20 protein-coding genes are annotated in these 22,351 nt (G+C 61.1%); 14 read left to right on the forward strand and 6 right to left on the reverse strand.

The features are described 5' to 3' along the window. Positions 1-87: 87 nt before the first annotated feature. From WG78_RS07895 to eat, 5 genes are all read right to left on the reverse strand, one after another. Positions 88-1,470, reverse strand: a complete 1,383-nt coding sequence (locus WG78_RS07895) for a HAMP domain-containing sensor histidine kinase (protein WP_201782395.1) — start codon at positions 1,468-1,470, stop codon at positions 88-90. Next, positions 1,467-2,201 carry a response regulator transcription factor gene (locus tag WG78_RS07900; protein ID WP_201782396.1) on the reverse strand — a complete coding sequence of 245 codons (735 nt, stop codon included), beginning with the start codon at positions 2,199-2,201 and terminating at the stop codon, positions 1,467-1,469. The genes WG78_RS07895 and WG78_RS07900 overlap by 4 nt, the downstream gene beginning before the upstream one ends. Before the next feature lie 103 nt (positions 2,202-2,304). Then, complete coding sequence (gene eutC / locus WG78_RS07905; RefSeq protein ID WP_152969115.1) at positions 2,305-3,159, reverse strand: ethanolamine ammonia-lyase subunit EutC; 855 nt, start codon at positions 3,157-3,159, stop codon at positions 2,305-2,307. Further along, positions 3,159-4,550, reverse strand: coding sequence for an ethanolamine ammonia-lyase subunit EutB (locus WG78_RS07910; protein ID WP_053937258.1), 1,392 nt, complete (start codon positions 4,548-4,550; stop codon positions 3,159-3,161). Before WG78_RS07910 ends, eutC begins: the two co-directional genes overlap by 1 nt. 330 nt (positions 4,551-4,880) lie before the next feature. Beyond that, entirely contained in the window at positions 4,881-6,260 is a 1,380-nt protein-coding gene (eat, locus tag WG78_RS07915) for an ethanolamine permease (protein ID WP_053937259.1), read from the reverse strand. Positions 6,261-6,524: 264 nt separating this feature from the next. Between eat and WG78_RS07920 the strand changes: the two genes are divergently transcribed. Next, a complete protein-coding gene (locus WG78_RS07920; RefSeq protein ID WP_053937260.1) occupies positions 6,525-7,487 on the forward strand; it encodes a helix-turn-helix domain-containing protein in 963 nt (320 codons plus the stop codon). Between the two features lie 127 nt (positions 7,488-7,614). Continuing rightward, positions 7,615-7,848 carry a hypothetical protein gene (locus WG78_RS07925; protein ID WP_053937261.1) on the forward strand — a complete coding sequence of 78 codons (234 nt, stop codon included), beginning with the start codon at positions 7,615-7,617 and terminating at the stop codon, positions 7,846-7,848. Positions 7,849-7,935: 87 nt separating this feature from the next. Here the strand turns inward: WG78_RS07925 and WG78_RS07930 are convergent, their stop codons facing one another. Then, positions 7,936-9,411, reverse strand: a complete 1,476-nt coding sequence (locus WG78_RS07930; RefSeq protein WP_053937262.1) for an HD domain-containing phosphohydrolase — start codon at positions 9,409-9,411, stop codon at positions 7,936-7,938. Positions 9,412-9,547: 136 nt separating this feature from the next. Here WG78_RS07930 and WG78_RS07935 point away from each other — a divergent pair, with 136 nt between their 5' ends. From WG78_RS07935 to WG78_RS07985, 12 genes are all read left to right on the forward strand, one after another. After that, positions 9,548-10,309 (forward strand): alpha/beta fold hydrolase, encoded by a 762-nt coding sequence (locus tag WG78_RS07935; protein WP_053937263.1) that lies wholly within the window; start codon positions 9,548-9,550, stop codon positions 10,307-10,309. A 203-nt stretch (positions 10,310-10,512) separates the two neighbouring features. Continuing rightward, entirely contained in the window at positions 10,513-13,095 is a 2,583-nt protein-coding gene (locus WG78_RS07940) for a type VI secretion system Vgr family protein (protein WP_161805086.1), read from the forward strand. Further along, positions 13,092-14,012 (forward strand): toxin Tle1 chaperone Tla1, encoded by a 921-nt coding sequence (gene tla1, locus WG78_RS07945; RefSeq protein ID WP_053937265.1) that lies wholly within the window; start codon positions 13,092-13,094, stop codon positions 14,010-14,012. The genes WG78_RS07940 and tla1 (WG78_RS07945) overlap by 4 nt, the downstream gene beginning before the upstream one ends. Positions 14,013-14,056: 44 nt before the next feature. Beyond that, the gene (gene tli1a / locus WG78_RS07950) at positions 14,057-14,605 is read left to right on the forward strand and encodes a Tli1a family immunity protein (protein ID WP_053937266.1); all 549 of its coding nucleotides are present in this window, start codon (positions 14,057-14,059) and stop codon (positions 14,603-14,605) included. Positions 14,606-14,698: 93 nt separating this feature from the next. Next, positions 14,699-15,244 carry a Tli1a family immunity protein gene (gene tli1a / locus WG78_RS07955; RefSeq protein ID WP_152969118.1) on the forward strand — a complete coding sequence of 182 codons (546 nt, stop codon included), beginning with the start codon at positions 14,699-14,701 and terminating at the stop codon, positions 15,242-15,244. A gap of 18 nt (positions 15,245-15,262) precedes the next feature. Further along, positions 15,263-15,427, forward strand: coding sequence for a hypothetical protein (locus tag WG78_RS22680; RefSeq protein ID WP_161805087.1), 165 nt, complete (start codon positions 15,263-15,265; stop codon positions 15,425-15,427). Further along, positions 15,409-15,951 (forward strand): Tli1a family immunity protein, encoded by a 543-nt coding sequence (tli1a, locus tag WG78_RS07960; protein WP_053937267.1) that lies wholly within the window; start codon positions 15,409-15,411, stop codon positions 15,949-15,951. Before WG78_RS22680 ends, tli1a (WG78_RS07960) begins: the two co-directional genes overlap by 19 nt. Positions 15,952-15,969: 18 nt before the next feature. Further along, positions 15,970-18,354, forward strand: coding sequence for a T6SS phospholipase effector Tle1-like catalytic domain-containing protein (locus WG78_RS07965; protein ID WP_053937268.1), 2,385 nt, complete (start codon positions 15,970-15,972; stop codon positions 18,352-18,354). Positions 18,355-18,415: 61 nt separating this feature from the next. Then, positions 18,416-19,333 (forward strand): toxin Tle1 chaperone Tla1, encoded by a 918-nt coding sequence (gene tla1, locus WG78_RS07970; protein WP_053937269.1) that lies wholly within the window; start codon positions 18,416-18,418, stop codon positions 19,331-19,333. Between the two features lie 58 nt (positions 19,334-19,391). Next, complete coding sequence (tli1a, locus tag WG78_RS07975; protein ID WP_053937270.1) at positions 19,392-19,928, forward strand: Tli1a family immunity protein; 537 nt, start codon at positions 19,392-19,394, stop codon at positions 19,926-19,928. Next, positions 19,925-21,004 (forward strand): T6SS phospholipase effector Tle1-like catalytic domain-containing protein, encoded by a 1,080-nt coding sequence (locus WG78_RS07980; protein WP_053937271.1) that lies wholly within the window; start codon positions 19,925-19,927, stop codon positions 21,002-21,004. Before tli1a (WG78_RS07975) ends, WG78_RS07980 begins: the two co-directional genes overlap by 4 nt. Before the next feature lie 17 nt (positions 21,005-21,021). Then, on the forward strand, positions 21,022-22,299 hold the full coding sequence (locus tag WG78_RS07985) for a T6SS phospholipase effector Tle1-like catalytic domain-containing protein (RefSeq protein ID WP_152969119.1): 1,278 nt from the start codon (positions 21,022-21,024) through the stop codon (positions 22,297-22,299). Positions 22,300-22,351 lie beyond the last annotated feature (52 nt).

A 22,351-nucleotide genomic window follows, 5' to 3' on the forward strand; every position in this document is an offset into this window, starting at 1 on the left:
TCCGGAATGCAGGAGGGCTTACGGCGGCAAGCCCTGAAGACCGCATATGATAATTATTCTCATCTGTGCGACAAGCACATTAACTTTCTAAACATTTCCTGCGGATTGACCGACGGTGAGATCGGTGGCCAGCGCGGCGGGCAGTCGCAGATGCATCTGCAAGCCGGCCGCGCCGCATTCAGCCCACAGTTGCCCGCCCTGCAAGGCCATGGCGCGGCGCGCGATGCTCAAACCCAGGCCAAAGCCGTTGCCGGGCGTGCCATCCAGGCGCAAAAACGGCGTAAAGATGCGTTCGAGATCGGCCTGTGCCACGCCGGGGCCGTGATCCTCTATGCACAGATGCCAGCAGTCGCCTTCGCGCTGGCCACGCAAATGGATGGGCGCATCGGGCGGCGAATGGCGCACCGCGTTGCGCAGGATGTTGTCGATGGCCTGGGCCAGGCTATCGAGATGCGCGCGCACCGCGCAACCGGCATCCAGCTCGCACACCAGCAAGGCCAAGGGCCAGCCGGTCTCGAAATGCACATCTTGCGCCAGCGCTTCCCAGACAGACGCCAGCACCACGCACTCGGCATCCAGTTGCGGCTTTTCGGCGTCCAGCCAGGCCAGATTGAGCGCGTCTTCCACCAGCCGCTGCATATCGTCCACTTCTTTGGCTACGCGCGCTTGCAAGGCCGGGGCGGTCAGATTGCTTTCGCTGGCCACTTGCAGCCGCACGAGCGGCGTGCGGATTTCGTGCGACAAGGTACGCAGCAACTGGCGTTGCTGTTCCAGGCTCTGGCGCAAGCGTTCGGCCATATGTTCATAAGCGCGCGCCAGTTCGCCCAGTTCATCGCGGCGCAAGGCCACCGCGCTGCCCGCCAACGGGGCCAGATCGCCGCTGCGCAAAGCATTGGCGCGTTCGCGTAATTCGGTAAGCGGCACCACCAGATGGCGATACAAGGCCAGGCCCAAAGCCAGCGCCAGCAAGGCGGGCACCACGCCATGAGTAAACAGATGCGTGCGGGGCGTCAGGCCTGGCGGCAACAGGCGTTGCGGTAGCTGGATCACCAGGCGGCCGCTGAGGGGCGATTGCGGAAAGGCGATGCTCACAAACGGTAGTTCGGCATCCAGCCGTTTGCTCATCGGCCACGTCAGCTTGCGCATAAAAGCAAGATGGCTGATTTCGCGATCAGTGAGCGGCTGCGTGCCCAGGCTTTGCAGGCGCGCGTCCAGCACCGCCACCCACGTGTGTTCGCGCTGCTGCAATTGCTGCCGCCAGGTTTCGATGGCGGCGCGATCTCGCGTCGCGGCCATCTGCCCGGCTTGCGCCGCGTATTGCGCCAGAACCGCGCGATCGCCCTCTTCCAGAAAATACGTGCTGCGTTCCACCGACGTGCCCCAGCCCCACACCAGCCACACCAGCAACAGGCAAAAGCCCACCTGCAGCAAAGCCAGTTTCCATAACAAGGGATGACGGCCCAGCTTCACGCCGCGGCCTGCACGGTCAGCACATAACCATGGCCGCGCACGGCCTGAATCTGCAAGGCATCGGCATGGATGGCGGCCAGCTTGCGCCGCAGATTGCATACATGCACATCCAGCCCGCGATCCAGCCGCGTATAGCCGCGATGCAACACGCGCTGGTACAGAAAAGCTTTGCTCAACGGCTCGCCCGGATGCTCGTGCAAGGTAAGCAGCAAACGGAATTCAGACCCGGTGAGCCCGGCCGCCCGGCCTTCGCAAAACACATCCTGCAGCGCCGCATCCAGCGTGTAGCGGGAGTCGGCGTCCGAGTGGGGCGCGGTGGGCCGCGCGTTGCGGTCCAGCGCCACGCGCCTTAATAGCGCGTCGACGCGCGCATCCAGTTCAGCCAGGCTAAATGGCTTGGGCAGATAGTCGTCCGCGCCCTGGCTAAAGCCGGTGATGCGGTCTTGCTCCGCGCCCAACGCCGACATCAGCATCACCGGCGTGCCGCGTTGGCCGCGTAACTGTTGCAGCACGGCCAGGCCGTTCTGGCCGGGCAGCATGATGTCGAGCAGCACCAGGTCCACCGGCAGGCGCAAGGCCAGCGCCAGGCCGTCATCGCCGCGCTCGGCCGCATGCACGGCAAAGCCGCGCCGTTGCAGGTGGCGGTGCAGATGTTCGCGTAATGCGCTGTCGTCTTCGATCAACAGCACGCAGGCGGCGGGGGCGGAGAAGGATAAAGGCGAGGTTTGCAATTGATAACGATTCCCAATTGGCGAATCTTCTCATTTGCGGCCAGTGAGGGCAATCCGGGTTTTGTAGCTACGGTTTGGGTAGCGCTTGCGGCGCGGGCCCGCATCAAGGTGGCGTCAAAAACGACAGGCTGGCGGGCGCGGCGGGCGTGTCCAGCACGACTTGATGAGCGCTTTCGTCCTTCAGTTGCACACCGGTCAGTTGGCGTTGCTGCGCTTCAGTCAGCAGATAATCCAGCCGATACGCCGCTTCCTCGTAACGCATGCCGCCGGGGCGGACGTTAGAAATGCAATTGCGCTCGGCGTCGCTCATGCCCACGCGCGGCATCCAGCTGATGTACAGGCCCATGCTGTCGGGCGAGCTTAACCCCGGGCGTTCGCCGATCAGCACCACCACCAGTCTCGTGCGCAGCAAACTGCCCACTTCATCGCCCACCGCCACGCGGCCCTGGCGCACGATGGCGAGGGGCGCTTGCCGCCAGCCGCGCGCGGCGATTCGTTGCTGCAAAGTGGCCAGAAACGGCACGGCGTTGTTGGCGATGGCCAGCGCGGACAGGCCATCGGCGATGACAAAGCCGATGTCGTATGCGGCATCGTCGGCCGCGGTCGCCGCCAGCAAGGCCTGGCGCGATGCTTCGCCAAGCCGTCGTCCCCAGTCGGGCCGTTGCAGATACGTCAATCGATCCGCCGCCGCGCTATGCAGGATATGGCTGTCGGCCGCGCCGGGGATGCCGGCATCCCTCAATTGTTGCTGCAAACCCTCGGCATCCAGCGCCAGATGCACCGCATCGCGCGCTTGCGCATGCGCCAGCTGAAACGCCAGTTGCGGTTGCGTGGGCAAGCTGACGCCGGCGCGGCCCAACGCAATGCGCGCCGAGGTAAAGCGCCGCAGCGTTTGCCACGGGTTGTCGGTGACCGGCGAGGCCAGCGGATCTTTCTCACAGAAGGGATCAGACATCATCAGGCCAGCCTGCGTAGCGCGTCGCCAAACACCGGGGGCAAGCCATCGTGCAGGCGGAACAGCGCGTCATTGCTAAAGATTTGCGTTTGCTGCAGCCACGCTTCAAATTCCGGCGCGGGGCGCAGGCCGAGTACGCGGCGCACATACAAAGCGTCGTGGAATGAGGTGGTTTGATAGTTGAGCATGATGTCGTCCGAGCCCGGGATGCCCATCACAAAATTGCAGCCGGCCGTGGCCAGCAGCGTCAGCAGATTGTCCATATCGTTCTGGTCCGCTTCGGCGTGGTTGGTGTAGCACACGTCGCACCCCATCGGCAGGCCCAGCAATTTGGCGCAGAAATGGTCTTCCAGACCGGCGCGGATAATCTGTTTGCCGTCGTACAAATATTCGGGGCCGATAAAGCCGACCACGGTGTTGACCAGCAACGGCTTGAACTTGCGCGCCACGGCATAGGCGCGCGCCTCGCAGGTTTGCTGGTCAACGCCGAAATGCGCATTGGCCGACAAGGCGCTGCCCTGGCCGGTTTCGAAATACATGACGTTATCGCCCACCGTGCCGCGCTGCAGCGACAATGCGGCGCTACGCGCCTCGCCCAGCAGCGCCAGATCGATGCCGAAACTGCGGTTGGCGGCTTCGGTGCCGGCAATCGACTGAAACACCAGGTCCACCGGCGCGCCGCGTTCGATGGCGGCGATGGTGTTGGTGACGTGGGTCAGCACGCACGACTGCGTGGGGATCTGATAGCGGCTGATGATCTCGGCCATCATGCTGACCAGGTTGATCACTTGCGGCACGTTGTCGGTGGCCGGGTTGATGCCGAACACCGCATCGCCGCAGCCATAGAGCAAACCATCGAGCAAGCTGGCGGCAATGCCGCTGGCGTCGTCGGTGGGGTGATTGGGTTGCAGGCGCGTGGCGAGCCGCCCCTCCAGCCCGATGGTGTCGCGAAACGCGGTGACCACGCGGCACTTTTTAGCCACCAGAATCATATCCTGGTTGCGCATGATCTTGCTGACGGCGGCGGCCATTTCGGGGGTGATGCCCGGCGCGACCGCGGCCAGCACGTCGCTGGTGGTGGCGTCGTTGAGCAACCAGTTGCGAAAGTCGCCCACGGTTAAATGGCTGATGGCGGCGAAGGCGTGGGCGTCATGTTCGTCGATGATCAGGCGGGTGATTTCATCGGTTTCGTAGGGCACCAGCACGTGATCGAGGAAGGCGCGCAGCGGCAGCTCGGCCAACGCCATTTGCGCCACCACGCGTTGCTCGGTGCTCTGCGCCGCCACCCCCGCCAGCAGATCGCCCGAGCGCAACGGCGTGGCTTTGGCCAGCAGGTCTTTCAGATCCGCAAACTGATGCGTGATCGGGCCCACGGTATGACTGAACTGCGGCATTGAACCCCCTCACTACGCTGCACGGGACGGGGCTCGGCATCTTGCCGGCCCCACCGGCGTTTAAAAGATCTGCCGTAGGGTGCGTTACCCGAAGGGCAACGCACATTTCAGGACCGCAGGCCCCGGCCCCGGGCGGGGCCATCCAGCGTCAAATGCATAACCAAAAATGTGCGTTGCCCTTCGGGTAACGCACCCTACCAAAACATCCGCGGTGGCATAGGGTGGGTCTCGACCCACCACTCAAAGCCATCCGACAAAAACGCTAACGCTGCGAATTTCTCTTCGGCTTTGGGCGGTGGGTCCAGACCCACCCTATGCAGCGCGGACTGGTTATGGTGTCGTGGGCACGGTGGCGGCGTACAGCGCGTTGGCGCGGTGTTTGCCGGTCATCAAGAAGTAGCCGTAGCCCAGCGCCAGGAACAGCACAAACAAGCCAAAGATCAGCGCGTTGTAGTAGATCATGGTGACCATGCACACCACCGCGCCAAACAAGGCAAACGCGGGAAAGTACGGGTACAACGGTGCACGGAACGGCCGCGCCAGGCCCGCTTCGGTACGGCGAAGTTTAAACAGACTGAGCATGCTGAGGATGTACATCAAAATCGCGCCAAACACCGACATCGTGACGATATTGGCCGTTAGCGTTTGCCCACCCAGCGTGATCAGCGAATCGCTGAAGATAGCCGCGATGCCGACCACACCACCGGCGATGATCGCGCGATGCGGCGTCTTGAAGCGCGGATGCACCTTGGCAAAATACCCCGGCAAAAAGCCCTCGCGGGACAGCGCAAAAATCTGCCGCGAGTAGCCGATGATAATGCCGTGGAACGACGCCACCAGGCCAAACAACCCCAGCCACACCAGCATATGCAGCCAGTTGCTGTGCGCGCCCACAATCAGCTTCATCGCTTGCGGCAACGGGTCATTGATATTGGATAGCTTGGTCCAGTCGCCTGCGCCACCGGCAAACAGCATTACGCCAATCGCCAATGCCACCAGCGTCAAGATGCCTGCGATATAGGCAATCGGAATCGAACGCTTGGGGTCTTTGGCTTCTTCGGCCGCCATGGCCACGCCTTCAATCGCCAGAAAAAACCAGATCGCAAACGGAATCGCGGCAAACATGCCGGGGATGGACGCCAACGAGAAATGATCCGCGCCCGACCAGCCGCCTTTAACAAAATTGGCGGTGGAGAAGCCCGGCGAGACCACGCCCATAAACACCAGCAGCTCAAAGATGGCCAGCACGGCAACGCACAGCTCAAACGTCGCCGCCACCTGCACGCCGATGATATTGAGCGCCATAAAGATCAGATACGCGCCCACCGCAGCGTGTTTGGGATCGATGCTGGGAAACTGCACGTTCAGGTAGGCGCCGATGGCCAGGGCAATGGCCGGCGGCGCAAACACAAACTCGATCAGCGTGGCCGCGCCCGCCAGATAACCGCCGGTGGCGCCAAACGCGCGCTTGCTATAGGCAAACGGACCGCCCGCATGCGGGATGGACGTGGTCAGTTCGGTAAAGCTGAAAATAAACGTGGCATACATCGCCGCGATAAACAGCGCGGTGACGGTGAACCCCAAGGTGCCGGCCGACGCCCAGCCATAACTCCAGCCAAAATATTCGCCCGAGATCACCAACCCGACGGCGATCCCCCATAACTGCCACGTGCTCAGAACGGGTCTGAGACCGGATGCTGAACCTTCCATTGCAAGCTCCCTGTGCGATACCCGGATTGGATGCGGCAGCGCAAGACGGCCGTACCCGTCGTGTGCTCTGCCTGCCTTGAAACAACGCTTTAAAAATCAACGGCTGACGCGGGCACAACGCTTGCTTGTCTACGTTGTGATTGCCCTCGGCCACGAATATAGCGTCGGGCAAAAAACGGCCGTTATCGAAAATCGGCAAACATGACAAACCCGGGCCGCAGCCCGCGTTTGCTGTGCTTGCTTGCAGCGGGAGGCGCAGCAGCCATGCAGGATGACGCGATCACTTTGGCCCGGCCCCACCGCGCCGCGCGACGCACCATCGTTGCGCACGATGTGGATGAACAAGCCCACAACCTGACCGACTGGGAGCAGCGTTACGACCAGATCACCGCCGGGCGCTTTTGTGGCGTGCTGGATGAATGGCGCAATCAGGACGTGCAGATTTTTCGCGAACGCAATAGCTGCGCGCTGCATCAAGCGTGTAGCGTGCGGCCCGATGCGTTCTGGTTTGGCATCGAAGCGCAAACGCGCGGCATGCGCATCAACGGTCGGCCGGTGGGCGACGACCGGGTCATGACGCGGCCCGGCCATCATCCGTTTGAACTGATGACGCCCGACGCGCATGAAATCCTCGGCATCGTCATCCAGCGCAGCACGCTGCTGGCGGCGGCCGAGCAGCAACGCTGCGTGATCGAGACCAGCCGCCTGGCCAGCGCCGAGTTATTGCAGGTAGACCACGCCGCGCTGCAAACCTGTCGCCAGACCATCCAGGCCCTGCTGGCGATGGACGAGCCCGCCGCGGCGCTGGCGGCCCAAGCCGATCACGTGATCAGCGCCCTGCTGGCCTTGCTGGATACCAGCGCGCCCGAAACCGAAGCCTGCGCCAGCCTGGCGCGCCGCCGCCGCATCGTGCGCGACGCGCATGAATACGTGCTGAGCCATCAGGATGTGACGGTGACCGTGCCGATGCTGTGCGAGCAGCTCTACGTCAGCCGCCGCACGCTGCAATATTGTTTTGGGGACGTGCTGGGCATCAGCCCGATGGCCTATCTGCGCTATCTGCGCCTGAACGAAGTGCGCCGCCAACTGACCCACGCCGCGGGCGCGGAAGTGCGGGTGGGCGATGTGGCGGCGGCATGGGGCTTCAAGAATTTCAGCCAGTTTTCTTGTGATTACAAAAAACTGTTCGGGGCGTCGCCGTCGAGTGCATTGAAGTTGCTGGCTTGAGGCCCGACGCAGGCGGCGACGCGCACTTGGTCTGATCGGCGCGGTTGGGCGGGGCAAACGCACTTATAATCGCGGCGCAGAAACGCTATTTGCGCGTTTTGAAGTCACCCCGATAAAGAGCACCCGCATGTCGATCAAAGAAACCAAAGCCAAGTATCTCGAGCAAAACTTCAAGCTGCGCCAGCGCGGCATCAGGCTGGTTTCGTACCGGGTGCCGTGCTGTGGCGCCACGCTGGAAGGGCGTCTGGCCAGCGCGATGGAAGAATGGGAAAGCGTGGCCACTTGTCCGGAATGCGGCGAGCTGTACATGAAATACACCACCGACCGCAAAATCAGCGCCGAATTGCTCGCCACCAAATAATCCAGTCCCAACGCGCCGCCAGCCCGGCCGCGCGTGTCCCCTCTTCGGCTTGTTCAGTCCTGGCCCACGTGGCGCACGCCGCGGCGTTTACAACACGCCCAGGGTAAACGCCTTCAAGGTGGCCGCGGCGCGTGTGCTGCATTCCAGTTTGCGAAAGATGCTTTCCATATGTGTGCGCACGGTGCTGGGGCTGATCACCAGCGCGCGCGCCACTTCTTTATTGCTTTCGCCCAGGCTGATGCGACGCAAGACATCGGTTTCGCGTTCCGACAACAAGGCCGATGCCTTGCGGGTTTGCGGGCTGGGCTGGCCAGTGACGTGGGCGATCAGCGTGTCGACGATGTGGGCATCCAGCCGACCGGCCTGGGCTTCGGCTTGCAACAATGCGGCCGCCTCAGCGGGCGTATGCGCAGCGCGCCACGGCCGGCGCGACACCAGCGCGCACCACGCCACGGCGGCGGCCAGAATGCGGCGTTCGGTGGGGATGGCCTCGCCGCTAACGCAGCGAAAATAACCGCTGCCATCCAGTCGCTCGTATGCGTACGACGCCAGTTCGGCTTCGGCCGCCAGCGCGGACGTGTGCTGCGCCGCGCGGCGCGTCCAGTACGGCACCAGCCGCACGCGTTCCCATGCGGCGTGGGCCAACGGTCCCGCCGCATTCCACAAGGCATTGGGTAAAGCGGCGCGGCCGATATTGTGGATGAGCCCGGCGCGATACAGACGCCGTGCCACGGCGGGCTCCAGCGCCAGCTGTTGCGCCACGGCTTGCGCCAGCGTGGCCACCTGGCGCGAATAGCCGGCCAGCCACGGCAATTTAAGGTCGGCGATATCGGCCACCAGCTCCAGCGGCACCGGTTGCGCCACGGTGTTGAGCGCAGGCGGCAGCAGGCTGTCTTGCGTGCTGAAGGCATCCAGTTGCGCCAACCAGTCGGCCGCATGCTGCGCCAGCAGCGCCGCCAATTGGGCCGGATACACCTGCCCGGCCCGATGCGCAATCAGTTGCAAGGCCTGCGGTAAGCCGTGCGCGCGGCTGAGAATTTCAAGATCGCTGGCCAGTTGCACCAGATAGGTTGCCAGCGGCACCGCATCGCCGCGCAAACCGCCCGGCAAGCCATTGCCGTCGTAGCGCTCAAAGGTATGGCGCAAGGCGGTTTCGATGGTCGCGCCCAGATCCAGCATGCGCGCGATATCACCCGCCACTTCGCAATGGATTTGCGCCATTTCGGGCATCTGGCTTTGCGCGTCGGCGCTCATCGGCGGCAGGGTGAGCGCCATCATCGCTTCGCGCCCGGCCACGTCGTCGCCCAGAATGCGCTCGAAGCCTGCTGCGTTGGCGGTGCACCCGGACCAGCGCAACAAGGCGGCGATTTCCACCGCAGCGATTTCGTCCTCGCTGCAACCGGCGGTGCGCGCCAAGGCCATCGCCAGCCAGGCCGTGCGCGGTGATTGGTCGGTGGCGCGGCCCATGCTGAGGTCGCCAATAAACGCGATGGCGACGATGGCGTCGCGCGCGGGGATCAACGCGGAGTGTTCAAGCTCAGGAAGAAGCGACGTGCCATGCATTCAACGTACCCCTTGGGCGGAGGGCGCGGCGACGCGTTGCGGACGCGTATCGGATATCCGACCGATGTTCGCGCCACCAGGCCATCCGCATACTCGGTCCTGTGCTGCAAACAAACCCATCCCAAGGAGATTCATCATGACTGCGCGTTCCCTTATTGCTGCTGCCGTTGCCACTTTCGCCCTCTCCGCCGGCGCTGCCCACGCCGCCGAAACCCCAACCGTCGTCATCGTACACGGCGCGTTTGCCGATGGCTCGGACTGGTCTCGCGTGATTCCGTATCTGCAAGCCAAAGGCATCAAGGTCACTGCGGTGCAGAACAGCCTGGATAGCCTGGAAGGCGACGTTGCCGCCGCCCAGCGCGCCATCACCAACGCCCCGGGCCGCGTGGTGCTGGTGGGCCATTCGTGGGGCGGCACCGTCATCACCCAGGCCGGTAACGACCCGAAAGTGGCCGCGCTGGTTTACGTCGCCGCCTTCGCCCCGGATGCTGGTCAATCCACCGCCGACCAGGGCAAGCAATACCCGGTGCCCGAAGGCATCAAGCATCTGCAAGCCGATGCGGCGGGTTATCTGTCGCTGTCAGCCGATGGCGTGGCCAGCTATTTTGCCCAGGATCTGCCGCGTAGCCGCACCGACGTGATGGCCGCCACCCAAGGCCCGATCGCAGCCAAAGCGTTTGGTGAAAAAGTCACCGCCGCCGCCTGGAGCACCCGCCCCAACTGGTACATCGTGTCGTCCAACGACCGCATGATCCAGCCGGAACTGGAACGCGATTACGCCAAAAAGCTGAATGCGAAGACCACCACCCTGCCGTCGAGCCATGTGCCGCAACAGTCGCATCCGGATGAGGTGGCGAAGGTGATTATTGAGGCGGTTGAGGCTGTGGCTGCCAAGTAAATGGCTTGCTGGCGCGGCAATCCGCGCCAATAAACGCCTGGCCACATGTAAAACGCCTCCACATTGGGGGCGTTTTGCATTGCCGCCCCTGTCAGCGGCCTGTGGGTGATGTCCGGCCGAAAAGTACCGCCATCCATCGAATTTAGATTCGTCTGATAGACCCTCCTTTTGCCCCTATTGGAAGCTTGCGTCCCCGCGCAGGCGTGAGATTTGCCCGCCCTGCCCCCCGCGATACCCAAGCGGGCCGCGGCATAGGGTGGGTCAAGACCCACCGTCCAAAGCCCATTGCGACGACTGCGACACCTGGAAATCTCCCCGCTAGACCTGCTGGTGGGGCCTATCCGTTTCGCTATCTGCTTGATGGGTTTGAATGGTGGGTCTTGACCCACCCTATGTGTTTATCCCCGGTGCAACCTCACGACACTTTCCAAAGGCCGAACATGGCGATCTGCGCTTACCGTCTGGATATTCCCCAACTGAAACTGCCCGATTCGCTCAGCGTGAGCGAGGTTCAGATCAAGGAAAAAATCGGCCGGCCTTATGAGCTGACATTAACGGTCACCACCGCCAGCGCTATCGATCTGCTGGATGCACTGGATAAATCAGCCACGTTCTCGGTCTTGCCGGTGCCGGAAACGGGTATGCGTAGCGCCATTTTCAAAAGCCCGGGCGATGCGTTGAAGGCAGACCGGACATGGCACGGTGTGGTCCGCGAAATAGCGCGCGTGGCGAGCAATCGGGAAGAACACACTTACCTCATCATCATCGCCCCGCGCCTGGCGCGCCTGGCTGATCATGTAGATACGCGGCTGTTCCAGGAGGTTGATGCACCCGCCCTGATCGCCCGAATCCTGCGCAGCGATATTGGCCTGAACGGCAGCCAGTTCACCATCAAGACCAGCAAGCCGTACGTGATCCACCAGCACTACACCCAGTACGGCGAGACCTCGCTCGACTTTCTGCATCGCGTCTGCGAAGCCGCGGGCATGGCGTATTTTTTTACACAGACGGACGACGGCGAGGTCGTCAATTTCATTGACGACCAGTCGCATTATCTGAAACCGGTGGGTGTTCATTTATATCGACCTCATGCGGGTCTGGAAGCCAACTGGACCGAGGCTGTTTTGAAGCTCCAGGTTTTTGCCCGACCGGTGATTGGGCAGCAGGTTTTCCAGGACTATAACTATCGCAAATCCGGTGGGGCGGATCTGCTGGGCAGCAAGACGATATACCGCCAGGACAAGGGGTTTGTCGGTGAATCCTATCGCTTCGGTGCGCATCAGAAAGACCCGGATCAGGGCAAAGCCACCGCCCAGCTGCATTACGAAATCGAACTGGCCCGGCAGATTGTCGCCAGCGGCGAAGGCAACGTGCTGGCTTTTGCGCCGGGGCAGATTTTCCGCACAGACCAGGTCGACGCGCAGGCCAGCTTTGGCTGGGTGATTACCGAAGTCACCCACACCGCCAGTCGCAGCAAAGCCTGGTTTAATGCGTTCAAGGCCATTCCGGCCGATCGCATCATCCGTCTGCCGCAGACCACCCCCAAGCCCACCATCAGCGGCACCATTCCTGCGCGCATCACCAGCCCGAGTCATTACACGGCGGGGTTTCTTTCGGAGCAGGGGCTGTACCGGGTCACCTTCCTCTATGACAGGGATGCCAAGGCCGGCCACTGGCCCCCCGCAGGCAGCAGCCGTCTGATGCGTCTGGCCAGGCCTTACGCCGGGGGCACTTACGGTTTTCATTTTCCGCTTATCAGCGGGACGGAGGTCGCCGTGGCGTTTTCGCACGGCGATATCGATCGTCCCTACATCGCGCACGCGCTGCACGACCAGACCCGGCCTGACCTGGTGACGTCCGCCAACTACTCCAGAAACGTCATACGCACGCCCAGTAATAACAAGATCCGGCTGGAAGACCGCGATGGTCAGCAGCACATCAAGGTGAGCACTGAATACGGCAAATCGCAGCTCAACCTGGGCCACTTGGTCAATGCCGGCCGTGAAAAGCGCGGAGAGGGGTTTGAGCTGCGTTCCGATGCGTTTGGCGCCGTGCGCGCAAACGGCATCTGGATTTCCGCTGACCAACAACCCCTGGCCAATGGCCACGTGCTGGAAATGAAATCCGCCACCGACCTGCTCAAGCAGGCGGTCACGCAAAGCACCGAACTGGGCAAAATTGCCCAGACCCACCTGAACCCGCCCACTGACACAGCCAGCCTGCAGCAACTGGCTGACGCTGCGAACCAGCTCAGTGGCCCCGTGATCCTGATGTCGGCCCCAGCCGGCATCGCGCAAGTCACCCCAGCCTCCCTGGGCATCAGCACCGGTCATGCCTTTCACGTTCAGAGTGGAGGCGCCATCCGCCTGGGCGGCGGCGGCAAAACCGATTTCACCTCGGTGCAATCCATGTCGTTACTGGCGCAAACCCAAGGCTTGCGGATGGTGTCCGGCAAAGGCCCGCTGCAGATTGAATCCCATGGCGACAAGCTGGATGCCACTGCACTGCAGGACGTCACCATCCAGTCCACCCAAGGCCACGTACAGATCACCGCCAGGAACGGCATCACCTTGGCCACGGGGGGCGCCTACATCAAGCTCACCCCAGACGGGCAAATCCTGGTGCACGGCCCCAGCCTGTTGAGTCTTAAAGGCAACCACACCATGGATGGCCCAACCTCGCAGGATTACCCGCTGCCAGATCTGCCCAAGTCGGTCTGCGTGGAGTGCATGCGCGCAGCGGCGGCGCGTGCTGTCGGTATCGTGCCCAGCGGGGGTGCTGCATGACCGATACGCGCAACCTGCCGCGTGATCTGGCGTGGGCACAGCAACTGCAGCATGCAGCCGGGGCTGTGGGCCAGCAGCACCTGGATCTCATCATCGACCAGACCGGCTGGCATAAGGCCTTCACGCCTATCCTGAAAGACTTCAACCCGCCGCTGTTGTGGTGCTCGCTGCTCGCAGGCACTCCGCACGAGGCGCTGGGTGACGATGCACCGCTGCTGCTGCGGCTGGATCTGCAAGACGACGCCCATCAGCAATGGCTGGAAGACCTGATCGAGCACTTCGCGGGCGAACCGCGTTTGCTGGCCATGCTCTCGCCCGCCCCGTTCGACGATCTGGCCAGGCATCTGCGGCATTGCCTGCAGATCACATGGCCGGATGGCGAAGGCCTGCTGCGCTTTTACGATCCGCGTTTGATTGCCAGCGTCGATGACATGCTCACCTCCGAGCAGAAAACCCTGTTTCACGGCCAGACCAGAATGTGGGCGTGGCTGGACCGCGATGGCCAGCCCGCCTGGCTGGCGGGCCAGTGGAGCCCGATGCGCCGCTGGCCGGAACAACTGCCAACGCTACATCTGGATAGGGGGCAGGTGGATCGCTTTACCTCCAGCACCGAGGCCGAGGCGGCCACGTTGGCATTCATTTTCCAATACGGCCCCCAAGGCCACGCCCGCGAGGCGCTCTTCAAGCAGATGCGGGCCGCCTGCTGGCAAGCGGACGTGCTCAATTTGCTGGATCAGCGGGACCGCGAGGGTCTGGTGCAGCGATATGTCGTGCATGGTCCCGGTTTCCTGCAAAAAAGCCCCTGGATTGGCCGCATTGCCCTTTGGAACGCAGGCCATCTGAAACCGGGCCAGCTCTGGATTGATCTGCCGGTCGAACCTGCGCTACGGCCACTGCCTGCGCCGCCTGCCCCTTGATACCCCCAAAAAACCCATCCCGACTTTATGACGGAGCAACACCCATGCTTTCCCGGATTCTGAACCGCCTGTTCTGGACTACCGCACTCGGTGTCTTGGCCATGGGCCTGGCTGCTTGCGGCAATACGGCTGGCAATGCGTTCAACGATAGCCAATACATCCCCGCCAGCGTGAAAACGGTAAACCACACCATGGCTTCTTTGAACTGGGTCAGCGTTAACGGCATGAGCGGCTCTGCCGGTGAAATCTGCTGCGTGATGCTGCCCAACCAGTGGCGGCCAGGCCTGAAGGCCAACGTTGAATGGGAAATTGATCCCAATCCCTATGAAAAAATGAAGCGTAAGCCGGGAGGGGGATTTGTTTTTGACGATGCTGCCATTGCACGTCACAAGGCTGCTTATACCCAACACAAAGCGATTGTCGATATTCCTCAGTACCCGGACGGTCAAACCTGCGGTCTTAAAATCTACTTTCTGGTCTGCAACCAGCTCAAGGCAACGACATCTTGCCTGCACTACACCGATCCCAATTACCCGATCAAAGACGCCGGAAAGATACCGGAACCTGAAACCTGCCCCAAGACCGCTGAGTAATCTCCGGAGCAATCAGCTATCGCGACTGCCTGCGCCGCCTGCCCCTTGATACCCCCAAATAACCAATCCCGACTTTATGACGGAGAAATACCCATGCTTTCCCGGATTCTTAATCGCCTGTTCTGGACTGCCGCGCTTGGCGTCATGGCCATGGGCCTGGCGGCTTGCGGTAATACGGCTGGCAATGCGTTCAATAACGAAAAACTCACGCCTACCCCGGCAGACTCGGTCAATCACACAACTGCGTCGATTAACTGGTACAGCGTCAACGGTCTACGCGGTTCTGCGGGTGAAAACTGTTGCGTGATGTTGCCCAACCAGTGGCGTCCCGGCCTGAAGGTCACCGTTGAGTGGGAAATTGATCCCAATCCCTATGAACGAGTGAAGCGGATTCCGAGTGGCGGAGCCATGGACGAAGATGCATGGAAAGCGCATCAAGCCAAATTTACTCAGCACAAAGCCATTGTCGATATTCCGCAGTACCCGGAAGGTCACTTCTGCAACCTTGAAATCCATTTTCTGGTGTGCCACCAACTCAAGGCCACGACTTCTTGCCTACCTTATGACGATCCGAATTACCCGATCAAAGAGCGGGCGCATATGCCAGAACCTGAAACCTGCCCCAAGACTGCCGGGTAATCTCTGGAGCCAGCCCGCATGAATGACGATATCCAGCGCGACCCTGTCACTAAAGTGGAAGCCTTTCCGCTGGCAGGGCGCTTGCCGCAGACCCTGGCTAGCGAAGCCTGCCCCCTGATCCCACGCAAAAAATCCAATGCCCACTTTATAAGGGAGAAAGACGCATGTCTTCCCGGATTCTGAATCGCCTGTTCTGGACTGCCGCGCTTGGTGTTATGGCCATGGGTCTGGCGGCTTGCGGTAATACGGCGGGCAATGCGTTTAGTGACAACCAGTACTTACCAACACCCTATGCCCCAATAAACCACACTACCGCAGCTCTTAATTGGGTCAGCATCAATGGCATGCAAGGCACGGGAGAGGTGTGCTGCGTAATGTTGCCCCGACAATGGAGGCCTGGCCTGAAGGCCACTGTTGAGTGGGAAATTGATCCCCGTCCGTATGAAAAAATGAAGCGTAAGCCGGGAGGGGGATTCGTTTTTGACGATGCTGACATTGCACGCCACAGGGCTGCTTACACTCAGCATAAAGCCATTATTGATATCCCACAGTACCCAGAGCATTTCTGCAAATTGCAGGTTCATTTTCTGACCTGCAACCAGGTCAAGGCTACAGCCACCTGCCTTTGGTACGACGACCCAGCCTATCCCATCAAGGCTCCTGCCGACATGCCGGAACCTAAAACCTGCCCCAAGACCGCCGAGTAATCTCCGGAGCTATCAAGAATGAACGATGACATTCAGCGCGACCCTGTGACCAAAGTGGAAGCCTTTCCGCTGGCAGGGCGCTTGCCGAAGACTCCGGCAGAGACTCTGAACAATTTGAAGTGCCAGGATCGGGAACGGGCCGCACACCAGAGCCAGCTTAACGTTGCCGCAGGCAGCAAGCAGGCTCCGGCTTGTTGCAAACCCCTTCATATCAGCCTGTTCTTTGATGGCACCAACAACAATGAACCGGAAGATAAAAAGCCATATCAGCAGAAGCCCTACGGCGCGTTAAGCAATATCGCCAGGCTTTACCATGCTTCTTTGGGGCGCGACGAGGATGCGATTTCTCTCAAGACGCGTGCGGAAGGGTATTTCAGTTATTACATGCCTGGGGTTGGAACACCTTTTCCCGTCATTGGCGAAGCGGATTTTTCTGACGACGGCTTAAAGTACGCCAAAGGTGGGCAGAACCGGATCAATTGGGCCATTACCTGCTTGATCGCCGCGATCAAGGAGTCGTGCAAAGAGCATCTCGACATTTCAGAAGCTGCCGGGTTGGTCAGAAAGACGGCGACCGGTTGGTTGCAGTCCGGCGCCGAGGTCACGCAGAGCGTGATGAAGCCGAAATTCACCGAGCTTGAATCGCTCGTGGCCGCACAAAAGAATCCCAAGCTGCTGGCGATCAAGCTCTACGTTTACGGCTTCTCGCGGGGGGCTGCCGAAGCGCGGGCCTTTGTGTGGTGGCTGTTGCCTTTGCTGAAGCGGGAACGCGATGGCAAAAAAGGCTTCTTCCTGGCCGGTCTGCCCATCACGCTGGAATTCCTGGGGCTGTTCGACACTGTTGCCTCCGTGGGTGTCGCGCACGTTGCGCCGTTCTTTGCCGGCCACATGAGCTGGGCCGACGACACCATGAAACTGCCCGACGAAACCGAGTACGGCGACTTCATCAAATGCTGCCGCCATTTTGTGGCCGCCCATGAACAGCGCCTGTGTTTTCCGCTGGATTCGGTGCGTCGTATCGCCGGCAAGGTCTCGAAATACCCGAGCTATGCCAGAGAATACGTTTACCCCGGCATGCACTCTGATGTGGGCGGTGGCTATCTGCTCGGCGAACAGGGTATGGGTATGGACAAGCAAGGCATGCTGCTGTCGCAGATACCGCTGCATGACATGTATGCGCAGGCACTGGCAGTCGGTGCGCCATTGCAGGTGCCGGATGTTGGGCAGAGGGAATGTGACTCCACCTTTCCAGCTTGGCGGATGATGGCTGGGGATACTTTGCTGCAATTCCAGGTCGAGCCTGACCTGATCACCCGCTTCAACGCCTGGTTGGCAACCTGCCCCAACGGTCCAGTAGAAGAGGTCCTGGCAACCATGACCGGGCAGATCACCGCCTGGCGTATCCGGCGCTTTGCCGCAGCCCCCGGCAACGCCGTCTCCTACCGCCAGCAGCGGTTCTTTGCCGACTCAGCCAGGAACGGGCGCAGTGAGGACGAAGACGCTGGCAAATACGCCGCCAACAAGCAAGCCCGTATCGATGCCGCGAACGCCATTAAAAAAGAGCGGCAGGCCGCACAGGATGCAGCCGCCAGGGCAAAGGCAGCAGGTGGGCAAGCTGCTGACCTGCCCCCCAAACCCGGTCCGCGCATTTATGAACCGGCCATGGACCAGCGACAATGGAGCGAGGCCGCTGCCGAATTCCGCCACGACTATGAGGGTCGCATCCTGCGCCAGCAGCACAGTGTCGCCCAGATCCTGATCGACACCCTTCCCGCCAGCACCATCCTGCTGATCAATGGCGATGACGAAGTGGCCGAATTCAACCGCCTGAAGACCGCGGGTGAAGCGGGAGTCAAAACCCTGTTCAGCCCGGATATGGCGGATGTACTGGCCCTGTACGACAACCACATCCACGATTCGCGCGCCTGGTTCATGTACTCCAGCCTCGGCAGCCGCGAGATGTGGTCGGGTTACTTTCGCAACCGCATGATCTACGTCGATACCCTGACCAACAAGGCGCTGTCACCGGTTGCCGTGGCCGGTCGGGTTATCGGGGTGGCCACGCTGGTGGGCGGCGTGGTGTACACCGTGCGCCAGCGCAACCTCAAAGGCATTGCGGGCGGTCTGGCCGGGACGCTGGCGGTCACCTCGCTGGAGCATGTCATCACCGACCAGATCACCGGCGCCACGATCCCGGCCTTGCCCGGTGCCGACAAGCTGTGGGCTTTCACCAACGATATCGGCACGGTGGTCACCCAACAGCAGCAGGAAAGCGTGCTGGCTTTCCACCAGTCGGGCATGGACAGGCTTAACCAGCTTATTGCAGCCGCAGGCGGTACGGTGCAGGGCTCTTCATCAACCGCGCCAGGCGTGCAGACCCAGGCCGAGGGGATGCTGGCATGAGTGAACAGCAACCTGGTTTGATGGTGCGTGCTGTCGGTATCGTGCCCAGCGGGGGTGCCGCATGAACGATACGCGCAACCCGCCGCATGATCTGGCGTGGGCACAGCAACTGCAACAGGCGGCGCAGGCCGTGGGCCAGCAGCACCTGGATCTCATCATCGACCAGACCGGTTGGCACAAGGCCTTCACGCCTATCCTCAAAGACTTCAACCCGCCGCTGTTGTGGTGCTCACTGCTCGCAGGCACTCCGCACGAGGCGCTGGGTGACGATGCACCGTTGCTATTGCGGCTCGATCTGCAGGACGAGGCCCACCAGCAATGGCTGGAAGACCTGATCGAGCATTTCGCGGGCGAACCGCGTTTGCTGGCCCTGCTCTCGCCCGCCCCGTTCGACGATCTGGCAAAGCATCTGCGGCATTGCCTGCAGATCACCTGGCCCGATGGCGAAGGCCTGCTGCGCTTTTACGATCCGCGCTTGATTGCCAGCGTCGATGACATGCTCACCCCCGAGCAGAAAACCCTGTTTCACGGCCAGACCAGAATGTGGGCATGGCTGGACCGCGATGGCCAGCCCGCCTGGCTTGCAGGCCAGTGGAGCCCGATGCGCCGCTGGCCGGAACAATTGCCAACGCTACATCTGGATAGCGCGCAGGTGGATCGCTTTACCGCAGCGACCGAAGCGGAGGCGCAGCTAAAAAGATTGCAGCTTTTGTCTTCGCTCAACATGCCATCCCGTGAAGCCATGTTCAATGCACTGCGCGCTGCGTACTGGCATGCCAATGACCTGAACCTGCTGGACGAACGGGATCGTCTCGGTCTGGCCCGGCGTTACGCCGCGCATGGCCCAGGCTTCCTGCAAAAAAGACCCTGGATTGGCCGCATTGCCCTGTGGAACGCGGGCCACCTGAAACCGGGCCAGCTCTGGCTTGATCTGCCCATTGACCACGAGGTGCTGCGCGTGAGCCTGGCCGCCAGATAGTCGGCCCAGAACGAGGAAACCAGCTCGTTTTCCCTGCATTCCAGGAGATCAGCACAGCATGTTCTTTTGTATTTCCAATCGCGTTTTGCAGTCTGCCCTGCTCGGCATGCTCGCCATGAGCCTGGCTGCTTGTGGCCATGGTGCAGGCAATGCCTTCAACAGCGACAAGTTCACGCCGACCCCGGTCGTGCCGATCAACCACACCACGGCGGGCCTGAACTGGATGAAGGTCAACGGCGGTGCTGGCACGGGGTGCTGCGTGATGCTGCCCAACCAGTGGCGGCCGGGGCTCAAAGCCACCATAGAGTGGGAAACGGATCCTGCTCCGCGCGAGAAAGTAAAAAAGGTCCCCAGCGGTGGCGCATTTGACGAGGATGCCTGGAAAGCACATGAAGCTAAATTCGGTAGCCACAAAGCTGTCGTTGATATTCCTCAGTACCCCGACAACACAACTTGCAAGCTGCAGGTTCACCTCCTGACTTGCAGCCGCGTCAAGGTAACGACGACCTGCTTGCGTTACGACGACCCTGATTACCCCATCCAGGAACCTGAGGATGTGCCAGAGCCCAAATCTTGCTCCGGAGTAAAGCCATGACCGATGACATTCAACGTGCCTCGGTGAGCAAGGTCGACGAATTTCCTGTCGTAGGTCGCTTACCGCAAAAGCCCTCCGACGTTGTTACCAACATGGATTGCCAGGATCAGCAACGCGCTGCACATCAAAGCAAAATCAACATCGCTGCTGGCAGCGTACAGCCGCCAGCCTGCTGCCAGCCTTTGCATGTCAGCCTGTTCTTTGATGGCACCAACAACAATGAACCGGACGATAAAAAACCCGATGGTGCGCTGAGCAATATTGCACGGCTTTATCACGCTTCGCTGGGTACGCAGAACAGCAAAATAAAGCGGGCCAATGATAACGGTTATTTCAGCTACTACATGGCCGGCGTGGGTACGCCGTTCCCTGAAATCGGTGAAATGGAGTTCACCGATAATGGCCTCAAGTACGCCACAGGCGGCGAAGACCGGATCAACTGGGCGTTGACGCGCCTCATCGATGCCATCAAGACCTCGCTTAACGGGAGCAAACCTCTCCTGGACTCGGCGGCGGCCGACATGGTTAATCAAATGTCGAGCACGCCCATGGTGCCGCTGGGTGAATCCCAGCGTAAAAACGTCATGGGCAATGCGTTCAAGGCACTGAAACCGCAGGTCGCCGCCCAGACCCAGCCCACCCTGCTGGCAATCAAGCTCTACGTTTATGGTTTCTCGCGTGGCGCAGCAGAAGCGAGGGCCTTTGTATCGTGGCTGTTGCCTTTGCTGGAGCGCGAATGCGATGGCGAAAAGGGCTTCTTCCTGGCCGGTTTGCCGGTCACGCTGGAATTCCTCGGGCTGTTCGATACCGTTGCCTCCGTGGGTATCGCCCACTTCGCGCCGTTCTTTGACGGCCACATGAGCTGGGCCGACGACACCATGCAGCTGCCCGACGAAACCGAATACGGCGACTTCATCAAATGCTGCCGCCATTTTGTGGCGGCCCATGAACAGCGCCTGTGTTTTCCGCTGGATTCGGTGCGTCGTATCGACGGCAAGGTGTCGAAATACCCAAGCTATGCCAAAGAATACGTTTACCCCGGCATGCACTCTGACGTGGGGGTGGCTATTGTCTGAGTGAACAAGGCATGGGCATGGATAAAACCGGCATGCTGCTGTCGCAGATTCCCTTGCATGACATGTACGCGCAGGCACTTGCACTCGGAGCGCCATTTCAGGTGCCAGACGTGGGGCAGCAGGATTGCGACTCGACTTATCCGGGTTGGCGGATTATGGATCTAACGACCCAGAGAGAGTTCGACGTCCTGCCTGCCCTCATCCCCCGCTTCAACGCCTGGCTTGATACCTGCGCCGGAGGTCCGCTGGAAGAGGTCATGGCCAGCCAGACCGAACAAATTACCGCCTGGCGCATCCGGCGCTTTGCCAGTGAGCCGGGCAGTCAGCATTCTTACACGCAGCAGCGCTTTTATGCGGATGCCGCAAAGAATGGTCGCAATGATCATGAGGCTGCAGCGGCCCGTAAAGCGGCGCAGGAAAAACGGGATGCTGATGAGAAACAGATCAAAAAAGCCCGCCAGAAAGCTGCGGACAAAGCGGCTAAAGCTCTAGCTGAAGGGGGAACGACCACACCGCCTGATCCCATTTCTGGTATGCGTGTTTTCGAGCCGAAGATGGACCAGATCCAGTGGCGTGAGGCCGCCGCCGAGTTCAAAAGTGACTATGAAGGTCGCATCCTGCGCCAGCAGCACAGTGCCGCCCAGATCCTGATCGACACCCTTCCCGCCAGCACCATCCTGCTGATCAATGGCGATGACGAAGTGGCCGAATTCAACCGACTGAAGACAGCGGGTGAAGCGGGAGTCAAAACCCTGTTCAGCCCGGATATGGCGGATGTACTGGCGCTGTATGACAACCACATCCACGATTCGCGCGCCTGGTTCATGTATTCCAGTCTGGGCAGCCGCGAAATGTGGTCGGGTTACTTCCGCAACCGCATGATCTACGTCGATACCCTGACCAACAAGGCGCTGTCACCGGTTGCCGTGGCCGGTCGGGTCATCGGTGTGGCCACGCTGGTGGGCGGCGTGGTGTACACCGTGCGCCAGCGCAACCTCAAAGGCATCGCGGGCGGTCTGGCCGGGACGCTGGCGATCACCTCGCTGGAACATGTCATCACCGACCAGATCACCGGCGCCACGATCCCGGCCTTGCCCGGAGCCGACAAGCTGTGGGCCTTCACCAACGATATCGGTACGGTGGTCACCCAACAGCAGCAGGAAAGCGTGCTGGCTTTCCACCAGTCGGGCATGGACAGGCTTAACCAGCTTATTGCAGCCGCAGGCGGCACGGTGCAGGGCTCATCATCGAATGCGCCTGGCTTGCTGACCCAGGCCGAGGGGATGCTGGCATGAGTGAACAGCAACCTGGTTTGATGGTGCGTGCCGCATGGGTGGAGGCCAGACC

This window comes from Amantichitinum ursilacus (assembly GCF_001294205.1).
Classification (GTDB): Bacteria; Pseudomonadota; Gammaproteobacteria; order Burkholderiales; family Chitinibacteraceae; genus Amantichitinum; species Amantichitinum ursilacus.

Bases quoted from the DNA above. Each gene is read 5' to 3' on its own strand.
- eutC (WP_152969115.1), bottom strand. From the start codon at position 3,159: ATGATGTCTGATCCCTTCTGTGAGAAAGATCCGCTGGCCTCGCCGGTC.
- WG78_RS07910 (WP_053937258.1), bottom strand. From the start codon at position 4,550: ATGCCGCAGTTCAGTCATACCGTGGGCCCGATCACGCATCAGTTTGCG.
- eat (WP_053937259.1), bottom strand. From the start codon at position 6,260: ATGGAAGGTTCAGCATCCGGTCTCAGACCCGTTCTGAGCACGTGGCAG.
- WG78_RS07920 (WP_053937260.1), top strand. From the start codon at position 6,525: ATGCAGGATGACGCGATCACTTTGGCCCGGCCCCACCGCGCCGCGCGA.
- WG78_RS07925 (WP_053937261.1), top strand. From the start codon at position 7,615: ATGTCGATCAAAGAAACCAAAGCCAAGTATCTCGAGCAAAACTTCAAG.
- WG78_RS07930 (WP_053937262.1), bottom strand. From the start codon at position 9,411: ATGCATGGCACGTCGCTTCTTCCTGAGCTTGAACACTCCGCGTTGATC.
- WG78_RS07935 (WP_053937263.1), top strand. From the start codon at position 9,548: ATGACTGCGCGTTCCCTTATTGCTGCTGCCGTTGCCACTTTCGCCCTC.
- tla1 (WP_053937265.1), top strand. From the start codon at position 13,092: ATGACCGATACGCGCAACCTGCCGCGTGATCTGGCGTGGGCACAGCAA.
- tli1a (WP_053937266.1), top strand. From the start codon at position 14,057: ATGCTTTCCCGGATTCTGAACCGCCTGTTCTGGACTACCGCACTCGGT.
- tli1a (WP_152969118.1), top strand. From the start codon at position 14,699: ATGCTTTCCCGGATTCTTAATCGCCTGTTCTGGACTGCCGCGCTTGGC.
- WG78_RS22680 (WP_161805087.1), top strand. From the start codon at position 15,263: ATGAATGACGATATCCAGCGCGACCCTGTCACTAAAGTGGAAGCCTTT.
- tli1a (WP_053937267.1), top strand. From the start codon at position 15,409: ATGTCTTCCCGGATTCTGAATCGCCTGTTCTGGACTGCCGCGCTTGGT.
- WG78_RS07965 (WP_053937268.1), top strand. From the start codon at position 15,970: ATGAACGATGACATTCAGCGCGACCCTGTGACCAAAGTGGAAGCCTTT.
- tla1 (WP_053937269.1), top strand. From the start codon at position 18,416: ATGAACGATACGCGCAACCCGCCGCATGATCTGGCGTGGGCACAGCAA.
- tli1a (WP_053937270.1), top strand. From the start codon at position 19,392: ATGTTCTTTTGTATTTCCAATCGCGTTTTGCAGTCTGCCCTGCTCGGC.
- WG78_RS07980 (WP_053937271.1), top strand. From the start codon at position 19,925: ATGACCGATGACATTCAACGTGCCTCGGTGAGCAAGGTCGACGAATTT.
- WG78_RS07985 (WP_152969119.1), top strand. From the start codon at position 21,022: ATGGATAAAACCGGCATGCTGCTGTCGCAGATTCCCTTGCATGACATG.